The 13,686-nt window shown below is 52.5% G+C and carries 11 protein-coding genes and 6 tRNA genes; 9 read left to right on the forward strand and 8 right to left on the reverse strand.

Annotated elements, in window-relative coordinates; genetic code table 11:
* Window positions 1-171: 171 nt before the first annotated feature.
* Entirely contained in the window at window positions 172-1,413 is a 1,242-nt protein-coding gene (locus DBY68_RS01665) for an Nramp family divalent metal transporter (protein WP_108473475.1), read from the reverse strand.
* Between the two features lie 334 nt (window positions 1,414-1,747).
* Between DBY68_RS01665 and nupC the strand changes: the two genes are divergently transcribed.
* The gene (nupC, locus tag DBY68_RS01670; RefSeq protein WP_108473474.1) at window positions 1,748-2,935 is read left to right on the forward strand and encodes a nucleoside permease NupC; all 1,188 of its coding nucleotides are present in this window, start codon (window positions 1,748-1,750) and stop codon (window positions 2,933-2,935) included.
* 52 nt (window positions 2,936-2,987) lie between these two features.
* Here nupC and DBY68_RS01675 read toward each other — a convergent pair whose 3' ends face one another.
* The 3 genes from DBY68_RS01675 to DBY68_RS01685 all read right to left on the reverse strand — a co-directional run bounded on the left by DBY68_RS01675 (window position 2,988) and on the right by DBY68_RS01685 (window position 5,553).
* The gene (locus tag DBY68_RS01675) at window positions 2,988-5,171 is read right to left on the reverse strand and encodes an EAL domain-containing protein (RefSeq protein WP_108473473.1); all 2,184 of its coding nucleotides are present in this window, start codon (window positions 5,169-5,171) and stop codon (window positions 2,988-2,990) included.
* A gap of 190 nt (window positions 5,172-5,361) precedes the next feature.
* Window positions 5,362-5,437 (reverse strand) — tRNA-Ala (locus DBY68_RS01680).
* Window positions 5,438-5,477: 40 nt separating this feature from the next.
* Window positions 5,478-5,553, reverse strand: a tRNA-Ala gene (locus DBY68_RS01685).
* Between the two features lie 217 nt (window positions 5,554-5,770).
* Here DBY68_RS01685 and DBY68_RS01690 point away from each other — a divergent pair.
* The gene (locus DBY68_RS01690; RefSeq protein WP_108473472.1) at window positions 5,771-6,133 is read left to right on the forward strand and encodes a YfeC-like transcriptional regulator; all 363 of its coding nucleotides are present in this window, start codon (window positions 5,771-5,773) and stop codon (window positions 6,131-6,133) included.
* 5 nt (window positions 6,134-6,138) lie between these two features.
* Complete coding sequence (locus DBY68_RS01695) at window positions 6,139-6,537, forward strand: YfeC-like transcriptional regulator (RefSeq protein ID WP_108473471.1); 399 nt, start codon at window positions 6,139-6,141, stop codon at window positions 6,535-6,537.
* Between the two features lie 196 nt (window positions 6,538-6,733).
* Here DBY68_RS01695 and gltX read toward each other — a convergent pair whose 3' ends face one another.
* A complete protein-coding gene (gene gltX, locus DBY68_RS01700) occupies window positions 6,734-8,149 on the reverse strand; it encodes a glutamate--tRNA ligase (RefSeq protein ID WP_108473470.1) in 1,416 nt (471 codons plus the stop codon).
* Between the two features lie 257 nt (window positions 8,150-8,406).
* Here gltX and DBY68_RS01705 point away from each other — a divergent pair.
* The 5 genes from DBY68_RS01705 to DBY68_RS01725 all read left to right on the forward strand — a co-directional run bounded on the left by DBY68_RS01705 (window position 8,407) and on the right by DBY68_RS01725 (window position 9,425).
* Window positions 8,407-8,482 (forward strand) — tRNA-Val (locus tag DBY68_RS01705).
* Window positions 8,483-8,526: 44 nt separating this feature from the next.
* Window positions 8,527-8,602, forward strand: a tRNA-Val gene (locus DBY68_RS01710).
* Window positions 8,603-8,648: 46 nt separating this feature from the next.
* A tRNA-Val gene (locus DBY68_RS01715) sits at window positions 8,649-8,724 on the forward strand.
* 4 nt (window positions 8,725-8,728) lie between these two features.
* Window positions 8,729-8,804 (forward strand) — tRNA-Lys (locus DBY68_RS01720).
* Window positions 8,805-9,083: 279 nt separating this feature from the next.
* Complete coding sequence (locus tag DBY68_RS01725; protein WP_108473469.1) at window positions 9,084-9,425, forward strand: FlxA-like family protein; 342 nt, start codon at window positions 9,084-9,086, stop codon at window positions 9,423-9,425.
* On the opposite strand, the gene DBY68_RS01730 is transcribed toward DBY68_RS01725, so the two are convergent.
* Window positions 9,416-10,342 carry a LysR family transcriptional regulator gene (locus DBY68_RS01730; RefSeq protein ID WP_108473468.1) on the reverse strand — a complete coding sequence of 309 codons (927 nt, stop codon included), beginning with the start codon at window positions 10,340-10,342 and terminating at the stop codon, window positions 9,416-9,418. The two genes, DBY68_RS01725 and DBY68_RS01730, sit on opposite strands and share 10 nt — an antisense overlap.
* An 89-nt stretch (window positions 10,343-10,431) precedes the next feature.
* On the opposite strand from DBY68_RS01730, the gene DBY68_RS01735 reads away from it, so the two are divergent.
* Window positions 10,432-11,439: a bile acid:sodium symporter family protein gene (locus DBY68_RS01735; RefSeq protein ID WP_108473467.1), complete on the forward strand. Its 1,008-nt coding sequence runs from the start codon at window positions 10,432-10,434 to the stop codon at window positions 11,437-11,439.
* On the opposite strand, the gene DBY68_RS01740 is transcribed toward DBY68_RS01735, so the two are convergent.
* Entirely contained in the window at window positions 11,436-11,648 is a 213-nt protein-coding gene (locus tag DBY68_RS01740) for a DUF3820 family protein (RefSeq protein WP_015963519.1), read from the reverse strand. The two genes, DBY68_RS01735 and DBY68_RS01740, sit on opposite strands and share 4 nt — an antisense overlap.
* 1 nt (window position 11,649) lies before the next feature.
* The gene (gene ligA, locus DBY68_RS01745; RefSeq protein ID WP_108473466.1) at window positions 11,650-13,665 is read right to left on the reverse strand and encodes an NAD-dependent DNA ligase LigA; all 2,016 of its coding nucleotides are present in this window, start codon (window positions 13,663-13,665) and stop codon (window positions 11,650-11,652) included.
* Window positions 13,666-13,686: the final 21 nt, after the last annotated feature.

Raw genomic sequence — 13,686 nt, forward strand, 5'->3', positions numbered from 1 at the left:
CGGAAGGCTGCTTGATACTGATGACAAACGCAACATTGCCTGATGCGCTACGCTTATCAGGCCTACAAAGTTTCTGCAATGTTTTGTAGGCCGGATAAGGCGTTTACGCCGCATCCGGCAAGAACAAAGCGCACTTTGTCAGCAATCTGAAGCAGCCGGAAGGCTGCTTTTTTATAACCCCAATAGCGTCCCCACCAGTAACCAACCGTTCAGCGCCACCACCAGACCGACAATCAGCCAACCGGTGCGTCTTACCAGCGCCGAGTTTACCAACTCACCCATCAGCTTTTGATTGCTGGTAAAGACCAGCAGCGGCACCAGCGCCAGCGCAATTCCGAAGCTCAGCAACACCTGGCTCATCACCAGAATGCGAGTCGGATCCATCCCCATCAGAATCACAATAAAGGACGGCAACATGGTGACAGAACGGCGCACCCAAAGCGGAATGTGGAAGCGGATAAAGCCCTGCATCACCACCTGCCCTGCCAGGGTACCTACAACGGTAGAGGAGAGACCGGCGGCAATCAGGCTCAGGCCGAAAATTGTTGCCGCGGCATGGCTGAGCAACGGTTCCAGCGTCAGATAAGCCTGGTCGAGATCCGCAATTCCGGTATGCCCATGGAAGTGAAACGCCGCGGCGGCGGTGGCCATCATCGCGAGGTTAACAAACCCGGCGATAGTCATGGCAATCGCCACATCCCAGCGCGTAGCGTTATAGCGTTCCCGCGCGCTACCTCCGTGCAGATTCTGCGTCAGTGATGAGTGCAGGTAAATCACGTGCGGCATGATGGTCGCCCCCAGCACGCCGGCCGCGAGGAACACCGCTTCCGAGGTGGGCAGAGAAGGAATAATCATCCCTTTTGCCAGCGGAGCCAGCGCAGGTTGCGAGAAGATCAGTTCGACGATGTAGGCTGCGGCGACAAAGAGCAGCAGCCCGCCGATCACTTTCTCCAGCGGTTTTTGCCCACGCCGTTGCAGCATCAGGATCAAGAACGTCGCAATCCCGGTTAATACCGCGCCCTGAAGCAGCGAAATCCCCAGGATCAGCTTAAAGCCGATCGCCGCGCCAATAAATTCGGCGAGATCGGTCGCCATGGCGATGATCTCCGCCTGTACCCAATAGAACCACACTACCGGCCTCGGGTAATGGTCGCGAATCTGTTCCGCAAGGTTTTTACCCGTGGCGATACCGAGCTTGGCGGAAAGCACCTGAATCAGCATTGCCATCAGGTTAGCCCATACCACCACCCACAAAAGCTGATAGCCAAAGCTGGCCCCGGCCTGAATGTTGGTCGCAAAGTTACCCGGATCGATGTAGCCGATGGCGGCAATGAATGCAGGCCCCATCAGCGCAAGCCTCATTCGGCGCGCTGTACGACTACGGTTGTTACTTGCCACGCGACTGTCTGTCATTCTTTGCCTCAAAAACATAGCCTTTGCTATGTTTCATGCTACCAAAATGAGAATGATTATCAAGTTCATTTAAAAAGGTGATAATGATTGCTCTGATAGATGAAACCGATAGCCGGGCTGGAGGTTGGGAAGGTTTGGTATACGCTTATTGTGAGGTTAGTACATTATACAAACTTTAAACACATTTACTTAACATAATAAAAATGTATGTTCGATCACTCTTTTTGAGATTGCTCACAGGTTCTGAATATAGTGCGACATTGATCTCGTTTTATTTAGTTACGTTACATAGAATGTGCAAGAAAATTAAACCTGCCTCATATTTGGAGCAAATATGGACCGCGTTCTTCATTTCGTCCTGGCGCTTGGCGTTGTGGCGATTTTAGCGTTGCTGGTCAGCCATGACCGCAAAAAAATTCGAATTCGTTATGTAATTCAATTACTTGTCATTGAAGTTTTACTGGCATGGTTCTTCCTGAACTCTAACGTCGGTCTGGGCTTCGTGAAAGGCTTTTCCGAAATGTTCGAAAAACTGCTCGGATTCGCCAACGAAGGTACTAACTTCGTCTTCGGCAGCATGAACGATCAAGGCCTGGCATTCTTCTTCCTGAAAGTCCTGTGCCCTATCGTCTTCATCTCCGCGCTGATCGGGATTCTGCAACACATTCGCGTGCTGCCGATTGTTATCCGTGCGATTGGTTTCCTGCTCTCCAAAGTTAACGGCATGGGCAAACTGGAATCTTTCAACGCCGTGAGCTCGCTGATTCTGGGTCAGTCTGAGAACTTTATCGCCTATAAAGATATTCTCGGCAAAATGTCCCGCAACCGCATGTACACCATGGCGGCGACCGCAATGTCTACCGTGTCGATGTCTATCGTCGGCGCTTACATGACCATGCTGGATCCGAAATATGTGGTGGCGGCACTGGTTCTGAACATGTTCAGCACCTTTATCGTCCTCTCTATCATCAACCCGTACCGCGTTGATGCCAGCGAAGAAAACATTCAGATGTCTAACCTGCATGAAGGTCAGAGTTTCTTCGAAATGCTGGGTGAATATATTCTGGCTGGTTTCAAAGTAGCGATTATCGTTGCGGCGATGCTGATTGGTTTTATCGCGTTGATCGCGGGCCTGAACGCGCTGTTTGCTGCCGTTCTGGGTATCTCCTTCCAGGGCATCCTGGGCTACATTTTCTACCCGGTTGCCTGGGTAATGGGTGTGCCAGCCAGCGAAGCACTGCAGGTGGGCAGTATCATGGCGACCAAACTGGTTTCCAATGAATTCGTCGCGATGATGGATCTGCAGAAAGTTGCGTCTACGCTCTCTCCGCGCGCGGTTGGGATCATCTCCGTGTTCCTGGTCTCCTTCGCGAACTTCTCCTCTATCGGTATCATTGCCGGGGCGATTAAAGGCTTGAACGAAGAGCAAGGTAACGTGGTTTCCCGCTTCGGTCTGAAACTGGTTTACGGCTCTACGCTGGTGAGCGTGCTGTCAGCGTCAATTGCAGCGCTGGTTCTGTAACGCATAACCGGGCTAAAAACGTAAAAAAACGGGACGCTATTCGTCCCGTTTTTTATTTCTTCAGTTCACTGAGCGGCGCGGGTTTACCCAGCAAATAGCCCTGCAGATAATCTACGCCAAGCTCGAATAACGTCTCTTTCTGCGCCTGCGTTTCAACATATTCTGCCACCAGCGTAAGATTCTTCACCTTCGCCATGTCGCAAATCGACTTCACGATCAGCTGATCCATCTTTTCGCTGACAATATCGCGAACAAAACAGCCGTCAATCTTGATGATATCCGCTTCCAGTCGTTTGAGGCGTTCATAGTTAGCATAACCGGTACCAAAGTCGTCAATCGCAATCAGACAGCCGTAGGCGCTGAGCTGGCGAATATTGTGCAGGCTGTTCTCGGAATCCGAAAACGCCTGCTCTTCCGTGACCTCAATGGTGATGGCTTCGGGCGTGACGCGAAAGCGTTTCAGCAGGCGAATGATTTCATCCGCCGCGCCTTTTTGCATCAGGGTAAAGGGCATCAGATTGATGGAGAAACGATGCCCCGGATAGTGCTTCATTTTGCTCAGCAGCGTTTCCACCACCTGCATGTCAAAGCGGTAGCTCAAGTTAAACTGGGTGATAATCGGGATAAATTTATCCGGTGTAATCAGCTCGCCGTCGCACTGCAAGCGGCTCAGGATCTCATGATACCCTTTGCCGTTTTTATCCACGATGGGCTGTGCATAAAGCTGAATACCGCCATGCGCCAGCGCGCGCTTAACCCGATTTAGCATCATGACGCGCTCAGTCGTAAAACCAGAGATAGCCTTTTCCCGACTGTCCAGCGCCAGCACCTGATGCGAACTACACGCCTGTTCAGAGAGCCAACTCAACTGCCCCAACATAGGGTGCAGTTGGTTATATTCTTTGCCGTCGATAACGCCCCAGGACGCGCCAAATTCGAGGTCGATAACATTGTTATTCCAGCTAATCTTGTGATTATTCAGGAATTCAACAATGTGCGTCAGGCGTGCTTCGGTTTCCGGGCCGGTCAGAACCAGCAACAACTCATTGCCGGGGATCTGAAAGAGTTTTTCATCGCGCATCAGAAGCGGTTGTAAATTTCGGGTGATCGCACGCTTGCAGTGAATGCGCATCATCATGCCGTAATGACGGCTTAAGAATTCCAGGTTATCGATACGCAGGCAGCAAACGGCCGCCTGCTGGTTCTCTTTTAACCACGATTCGAACTCACGCAAGTTGGGCAGGCCAGTTAGCGGATCGATCAGCGCCTGGTCGTGCCATTTACGCTTCAGCGCTTCGCCCCGTGCGTAAATCTGCACCATATACAGAATACAAATGGTGAACGAGATCAACACGGACAAAACAAAGGCCACCGAGTAGGCACTCAGCACCCCAAACAGGAAATGCTTGTTATTCAGTACCAGCAGGAAGGCTGATACAGACCAAATCAGAACAATAAGTACACCGCTTAAGCGGCTGATTCCTGAGAAGAAGAGGATGAAGATTATGGGAACCAGATAACCGGCAATGTACTCCGTCTCATAGGGCGAACACAGTACGGTCAACAAAACCACAAGCCCAAGAACCCAGTACAGCACAAACGTTCGATTTTGCGATGACAGACAAGCAACCACATGACGTTGCCAGAAGGCTTTCGCAAAATGTGGGTTGAGGATCATCCGCATTGGATAATAGAAGAGCGGCGTAAATATCAGGGCCGCACAGATAAGACTTTGCACATCCACGACGCCATAAACCAACGAATGGGTGCCAAAGTAGCTGGAAACATTGACGGGAAAATCAAGGTAGTGGCCAACCAGGTACATAACAACTTTGATAATCGCCGGGGCAACAAAACCAATCCAGAAAACTACGGCGCCCATATGATGGCTGGGTAATCCGTAACGCCACCGCCGGCCAACGATCCATCGCAACATCAACGATGAGATCAGCACGCCCAGTAACTGGCAGGTAAGCAAAACGACTGCCTGGAAAAGCGTCAGATGAACTACGAAATTGTTGACGACTAAAAAGGTAATGATCAGAGGAATAACGGCGTGACGACCAAACAGCAGAACGATAGCGAACGCTGCACTAAGCGGTAACCAGGCCAGATAAGCTTCAGTACCATCAATAACGGCTTTAGGCGAGACAAAGCGAGCAAAGGGAATTGCGATTAAAGAGAGAGCTAATGCTATAAAAAACTTACGCGACAAAATATCTGTATTCAATCTCATTAGTATTCAGAACTGCATCCTTGTCGATACACCTATAACCCAGACTGATACTATGGGCATTATTCGAGCGAATCAAGGTGCTAAAGGAGGAAATTCCGACTAAACAAGGCGGAACAGGAATAATGTTGTGGCTGGTTTAGAAACAGTATAGACAAACAAAAAACCCCCGCCACAGGCGAGGGTTTAAATTTGGTGGAGCTAAGCGGGATCGAACCGCTGACCTCTTGCATGCCATGCAAGCGCTCTCCCAGCTGAGCTATAGCCCCAACGGTGCTTTTACGTTCCAAACCTGATGGGAGCAGGATTTGGTGGAGCTAAGCGGGATCGAACCGCTGACCTCTTGCATGCCATGCAAGCGCTCTCCCAGCTGAGCTATAGCCCCAACGTAAAGCGTGTCGTGTTGACGGGCGGCATAATATGAATTCCATTGCGAGGTGTCAACGGCAAAATGCTGCGCGGCAAACTAATCGCTGAAAAAGCAGGCAGATGAATAACATTCCGAGCACGCTCGCAGAGAGAAGTTAAACCTGTCACGCTTTCTCATAAAAGGATGCTATAACATGAACTCGTAATTCCCACACTGCGATTCAGGAAATAGCATGCTCAAGGAACGAATGACACCGGAAGAAATCGCCCACCTGACTGGCTACAGTCGGCAAACGGTTAATAAATGGGTACGCAAGGAAGGATGGCAAACATCACCCCGTCCAGGCGTTCAGGGTGGAAAAGCCCGCCTGGTCCATATTAACGATCAGGTCAGGGAATTTATCTATAGCGCGCAACGCGCATCCGACACTACCGCGACTTACTCCACGCAGAATGGGAATGACAATGCGTTTCATGGCCTGTTGCTGAATCTGGCGCAGGAAATGACGCTTGAAGAGCAGCGACAGTTAACCTCGTTACTGTTGCGTGAAGGGATCAGCGGCCTGCTGCAACGTTTGGGTATCCGTGGCGCATAATCGTAATGAAAAGACTCAAAGATAAAATGTCTACCGAAGAGCTGGCTCGCTGTCTGGGAATGACGCGTCAGACAATCAACCGCTGGATCCGCGAACAACACTGGCAAACCGAACCTATGCCGGGCGTGAAAGGTGGCCGCGCAAGGTTGATACATATCACGCAACAGGTGAGAGACTTTCTGGCTAATACGCCTGCCCTGCTCCATATTGACGCATTCGACGCGCAAATGAATGAACCGGCGAAAAGCTACTCGACCAACGAAGCGAACGTTATCTGGCAACAGATCAGCGATACCTTACAGGTGATGACGCCAGACGAGATGGAAAAGCTGAATGTTTTGCTGCGTCGTGAAGGCATTTGCGGGTTTATGTCGCGGCTTGGGTTGAGCGAAACCCAGGGATAAAAAACGGGCTTTCGCCCGTTTTAGACTGATGATGAACGCTAAATTGCCTGATGCGCTACGCTTATCAGGCCTACAAGGTTTCTGCAATATATTGGATTTGCAATATTTTGTAGGCTGGATAAGACGTTTACGCCGCATCCGGCAAAACAAAGCGCACTTTGTCAGCAATCTGAAACGGGCTTTCGCCCGTTTCTTATTACTGCTGGCTTTCGCGCTCAGCAATAAAGCCCAGCGCTTTGTTGATGCGCTCGATGCTACGGTTTTTACCAATCGCATGAACGGTTACGTCCAGCGCTGGCGATTGACCTGCACCCGTTACGGCTACGCGCAGTGGCATCCCCACTTTACCCATGCCCACTTCCAGCTCATCGGCAGTCGCCTGAATCGCGTGGTGAACATTTTCCGCCGTCCAGTCAGTGATGGCAGACAGTTTATCGCGCACTACTTCCAGCGGCTGACGCGCAACTGGACGCAGGTGTTTTTTCGCCGCATCTGCGTCAAACTCAGCGAAATCTTCGTAGAAGTAACGGCAGCTCTGCGCCATCTCTTTCAGCGTTTTGCAACGCTCGCCCAGCAGTTTCACCAGCTCAGACAGCTGCGGCCCCACGCGGGTGTCGATATTTTCCTGCTCAATATGCCACTGCAGATGCGTTGCAACATACTCGGCGGGCAGATTGTTGATGTAGTGATGGTTCAGCCACTGCAGTTTTTCAGTGTTGAAGGCGCTGGCAGATTTACTCACCGCGCTCAGGGTGAAGAATTTAATCATCTCTTCACGGGTGAAGATTTCCTGATCGCCATGAGACCAACCTAAACGCACCAGATAGTTCAGCAGCGCTTCCGGCAGGTAGCCGTCGTCGCGATACTGCATCACGCTGACTGCGCCGTGACGTTTAGAGAGTTTTTTACCGTCATCGCCGTTGATCATCGACACGTGCGCGTAAACCGGTACCGGCGCATTCAGCGCTTTCAGAATGTTGATCTGACGCGGCGTATTGTTGATATGGTCTTCACCACGGATTACGTGGGTGATTTCCATATCCCAGTCATCCACCACAACGCAGAAGTTGTAGGTTGGGGAACCATCGGTACGACGGATGATCAGATCGTCCAGCTCCTGGTTGCTGAACTCGATCGGGCCGCGGATCTGGTCATCAAAGATAACCGAACCTTCCTGCGGGTTCGCGAAACGCACCACGCATGGCTCATCATCGGCGTGATGTTCATGGTTGTGGCGGCAGCGGCCGTCATAACGCGGTTTTTCACCTTTTGCCATCTGCTCTTCACGCAGCGCTTCCAGACGCTCTTTGGAGCAGTAGCATTTATAGGCGGTGCCCGCTTCCAGCATTTCGTCGATAACATTGTTGTAGCGATCGAAACGCTTGGTCTGATAGTACGGGCCTTCGTCCCATTCCAGATTCAGCCAGTTCATGCCATCCATAATGGCTTCGATAGCTTCCGGCGTGGAGCGCTCGAGATCGGTGTCTTCAATACGCAGCACAAACTCACCGTCGTGATTACGTGCAAAAAGCCAGGAGTAAAGAGCAGTACGAGCACCGCCGACGTGCAGATAGCCTGTCGGGCTGGGCGCGAAGCGAGTTTTGATTTTCATTAAATGGCCTTACGTTTATTAAAGATGCCGACAACCGGCAAAACCTGGAACTTAGAAGGGCAATATTCTATCACTCCTGGCTGATTCCTCAATCTTCATCCCTCATCACGCTCAAAGTTAGTCGTTTTTGTATAGAAATCATGCATGAGCGCATAAAACCCCACCGCATTGTTTAATTTTACGACGAACAAACAAATTCTTTAGAAAATGCGTTGACTCATTTTCAACTCTCCCTATAATGCGACTCCACACAGCGGGGGTGATTAGCTCAGCTGGGAGAGCACCTCCCTTACAAGGAGGGGGTCGGCGGTTCGATCCCGTCATCACCCACCAACTACTTTATGTAGTCTCCGCCGTGTAGCAAGAAATTGAGAAGTGGGTGATTAGCTCAGCTGGGAGAGCACCTCCCTTACAAGGAGGGGGTCGGCGGTTCGATCCCGTCATCACCCACCACTTTCTCGCCAGCTGGATTTCTTGCAACAATGTGAAGTACCGAAGTGGGTGATTAGCTCAGCTGGGAGAGCACCTCCCTTACAAGGAGGGGGTCGGCGGTTCGATCCCGTCATCACCCACCACTTCGGGTCGTTAGCTCAGTTGGTAGAGCAGTTGACTTTTAATCAATTGGTCGCAGGTTCGAATCCTGCACGACCCACCAATGTAAAAAGGCGCCCTAAAGGCGCCTTTTTGCTATGCGCAAAAATCAACGATTCGAACCTGCAGCAGGTTCGGTGTTGAGCGTAGCGAAACAACGGAGCCGCTCACGGCGACGGCCCGAAGGGCGAGCGAAGCGAGTCATCCTGCACGACCCACCAATGTAAAAAGGCGCCCTAAAGGCGCCTTTTTGCTATGCGTGATTCACAAGATAGAATTTTTTCTTACTCAAGTTCCCCGTTCTTCTGCCGATATTATCTCGTACAGCGACGAGGACTGAGCAATGGCCACTATATCTTCAACATCGATTCCTTCCATACAAACACAACGTAGTAACAAGGCGCCAGAAGGTAACGATATTGCTTCTCAAATTGCGCGCATCAGTCAGCAAATCGTTAAACTCACTCAGCAACTTAAAGAGATTGCAGACACGAACGGCAGTGCAGAAGATAAGCAAAAACAGGCTGAATTAATTCAACAGCAAATTACCCTCCTGGAAGCGCAACTGGCGCAGTTGCAGAGACTGCAGGCGGAAAGAGCGCAGGAGCGGGAGCAACGTTCATCACTGAATGCATCCCTTCCGGGTTCCGTTGAAAAAACGTCACATATTGATATCTATATCTGATACAACGGATCCCCTTCCCGCCCTGCCATTAACGCGCAGCCTTCATCACGCACTACATCCCACAAAGCTTCAGCGGCGGTTGAAAGCGAACGGTTTTTCCTGCGCGCCAGCATCAGCTGGCGTTCCACCACTGGCGTTATACGTTTCACCACCAACGGGCTGCCCTCCGGTAACGGTAGCGCCAGCGCCGGAAGAATGCTGATGCCGATACCGGCGGCCACCATCGGGAAAAGCGTCGCCGGGTGACCAATCTCCTGCACGATATCCGCCTGAATAGCGTTACGTGCCAGCGCGGCGTCAATCAGCGGGCGGCTGCCTGAAGCGTAATCCTGTAACACCAGTTTTGCGCCCTGTAGCGCCTGCCAGGGCACATAATCCCGGGCTGCCAGCGGGTGTTCACGATGGCAAAGCAGAAAAAAAGGTTCGGAAAGAATGGCTTCACACTGCAGATCGCCCACTGCGCCAGGATCGATGACAATGCCAAAATCTACATCCCCCTGGCGGATACTTTCCATCACCCACTGCTGCGGACGATCGTGCAGGACAAACTGAATATCCGGATAGCGGCGATGACTTTCGGCAATACATTGCGGAATAAGATGCGCGGAAATGGTCTGGCTGGCGGCGACGCGGACTTTTCCACTCAACTGTTGCCCCATACGCCCGGCGTCACGCAGGGTACTGTTCAGTTCATCCAGCAACCTCTCCAGACGCAAAGCCAGCTGTTGCCCTGCCTCAGTGAGCACCACTTCGCGCGTGGTTCTGTCGAGCAGACGAAGGCCGGTATGGTGCTCCAGCTCCTTCACGCTGTGACTTACCGCCGACTGGCTCAAGCCGATACGCTCTCCCGCGCGACTGAAACTTTTCTCCTGCGCCACCGTGACGAAAACCTTTAATTGCTTTAGCGAATAATTCATCTATTTTCTTCATGAATGGATGCAATAAATCAATTTTATTTCTCAAACTGAAAGAAGCACAATAGCGCCATCGATTTTCAGGAGTCTTTATGAAACTTTTTCGTATTCTTGATCCGTTTACGTTGACGCTCATTACCGTGGTGCTGCTGGCCTCTTTCTTCCCGGCACGCGGCGAGTTTGTGCCGTTTTTTGAACATCTGACCACCGCCGCGATTGCGCTGCTGTTTTTTATGCACGGTGCCAAATTGTCTCGCGAAGCGATTATCGCCGGGGGCAGCCACTGGCGATTACACCTGTGGGTAATGTGCAGCACTTTCATTCTCTTCCCGGTGCTGGGCGTGCTGTTGGTGTGGTGGTCACCGGTGGCGGTGGATCCGGCGCTTTATACCGGTTTCCTCTATCTGTGCATTCTGCCGGCAACCGTCCAGTCAGCAATCGCGTTTACGTCGCTTGCGGGCGGGAACGTTGCGGCGGCGGTCTGTTCTGCGTCAGCGTCCAGCCTGCTGGGGATTTTCCTGTCGCCGTTGCTGGTTGGTTTGCTGATGAACATGCACGGCGCGGAAGGTAGCCTTGAGCAGGTTGGTAAAATTATGCTGCAACTGCTGTTGCCGTTCGTGCTTGGGCATCTTTCTCGCCCGTGGACCGGCGCGTTTGTCGCGAAGCATAAAAAGTGGATTGGCAAAACCGACCAGACCTCCATTCTTTTAGTGGTTTACTCGGCATTCAGCGAAGCGGTGGTGAACGGTATCTGGCACAAAGTGGGCATGGGTTCGCTGCTGTTTATTGTGGTGGTGAGTATCATCCTGCTGGCGATTGTCATTGCCGTGAACGTACTTGTGGCACGTAAAGCAGGCTTCAATAAAGCGGACGAAATTACGATTGTGTTCTGCGGCTCGAAGAAAAGCCTGGCGAACGGGATACCGATGGCGAACATCCTGTTCCCGACATCGGTTATCGGCATGATGGTACTGCCGCTGATGATATTCCATCAGATCCAGTTGATGGTGTGCGCGGTACTGGCGCGTCGTTACAAACAGCAGGCAGAAAAATTGCAGGCCGAAGAGCAGGCCCGCGCGGCCAGGACATCCGACGCTTAACGCTTCAGGGGCTGCACCAGCTGGGTCAGCCCCTCGGTTTTAATCAGCAGCGTTAAGGCCATCAGCTCGCCCAGATGCCCGGCAGGAAACTGATCCTTACGGGCAAACCACAGCAGATACTCTTCGGGGACGTCAATCAACCGACGCCCCTTGTATTTACCAAACGGCATTTCCGTATTGGCGATTTCAATGAGCTGCGCCTTATCCATATCAGGCGCCTAACAGCCGCAGCATTTCGGCTTCATCAATGACCTCAATCCCCAGCTCCTGCGCTTTCGCAAGCTTAGAGCCTGCTGCTTCACCGGCAATCACGAGGTCAGTTTTCTTCGACACGCTGCCCGCCACTTTTGCGCCGAGTTCCACCAAACGCGCCTTTGCGTCATCGCGCGACATCTGGCTCAGGCTACCGGTCAGGACAACCGTTTTCCCGGCAAACGGGCTGTCGATCTCTTCAGCATTGATCATAACCGCCGCAGGCCAGTTCACGCCCTCTTTCAGCAACTGCTGGATGACGTCGCGATTGCTCTCTTCTGCAAAGAAGTTAAAGACATGCGTGGCAACCACAATGCCGACGTCCGGCACTTTTTGCAGCTCTTCAATCGATGCGGCTTCCAGTGCCTCCAGCGTGCCGAAATAACCTGCCAGGCCAGCCGCCGTGGCTTCACCCACTTCCCGGATACCGAGTGCATAGAGGAAGCGTGCAAAGGTGGTGTTTTTCGCTTTTTCCAGCGCGTTGACCACATTTTGCGCCGATTTCGGCCCCATACGATCGAGACCGGTCAGCTTACCTGCGGTTAACGTGAACAGATCGGCAGGGGTGTGGACGTACTCTTTTTCCACCAGTTGGTCGATAATTTTATCGCCCATACCGTCAACATCCAGCGCACGGCGCGAGACAAAGTGCTTCAGCGACTCTTTGCGCTGCGCCCCGCAAATCAGGCCGCCGGTACAGCGAGCCACTGCTTCACCTTCCACGCGCTCAACGTCAGACTGACAAACCGGGCAGTGGGTCGGGAACACAACTTCCTGCGTCTCTTCCGGGCGCTCGGAAAGCACCACGTTGACCACCTGCGGGATAACATCCCCGGCACGGCGAATCACCACTTTATCGCCAATACGCAGCCCAAGACGTTCGATTTCATCGGCATTATGCAGCGTGGCATTGCTGACCAGTACGCCCGCGACCTGCACCGGTTCAAGGCGCGCAACCGGGGTGATGGCTCCGGTACGGCCCACCTGGAACTCTACGTCGCGCACAAAGGTCATTTGTTCCTGAGCCGGGAATTTAAAGGCCACCGCCCAGCGTGGAGCGCGCGCGACAAAGCCCAGTTGTTCCTGCAATGCCAGCGAGTCGACTTTAATCACCACGCCGTCGATATCAAAGCCGAGCGTCGGGCGATCTTCTTCAACCTTGTGATAGTAAGCGAGCACTTCCTCCGGGGAGGAGCAGAGTTTTACGCGATCGCTCACCGGTAAACCCCAGGCTTTAAATTGCTGCAAACGCCCCATGTGGCTGGCGGGCAATTCGCCCCCCTCCAGAATACCCACGCCGTAGCAGAAGAAAGTAAGTGGTCGCTTCGCAGTGATCCTCGGGTCAAGCTGACGCAGTGAACCTGCCGCCGCGTTACGCGGGTTGGCAAATAATTTGCCACCGGTACGTCGCGCGTCATCATTGATTTTTTCAAACCCCGCCTGCGGCAGGAACACTTCACCACGCACTTCGAGGCGTGCCGGGATATTGTCTCCACGCAGTTTTAGCGGAATCGCACGAATGGTGCGCACGTTAGCGGTGATGTCTTCCCCGGTGGTGCCATCGCCACGCGTCGCCGCCTGCACCATGACGCCGTTTTCATAAAGAATACTCACCGCCAGGCCATCCAGCTTCAGCTCACAGCAATAGACCAGCGCATCACTGCTTTTCAGTCGATCCTGCACGCGCTTGTTGAAAGCGAGGAAGCTCTCTTCATCAAACACGTTATCCAGCGACAGCATAGGCACTTCGTGACGCACCTGGCTGAACGCGGCCAGCGGCGATGCACCCACGCGTTGCGTCGGCGAATCTGGCGTAATAAGTTCGGGATGTTGCGCCTCAAGCTCGCGCAACTCGCGCATCAGGCGGTCATACTCGGCGTCCGGAACTTCCGGCGCATCCATAACGTGGTAAAGGTATTCATGATGGCGAAGCGTGGTTCGCAGTTCATTCAGTTGTTGTTCGATCGGTTCCATATCACACCATCAATGATAAAA

Source organism: Pseudocitrobacter sp. RIT415 (assembly GCF_003057695.2).
GTDB classification, from domain to species: Bacteria; Pseudomonadota; Gammaproteobacteria; order Enterobacterales; family Enterobacteriaceae; genus Pseudocitrobacter; species Pseudocitrobacter faecalis.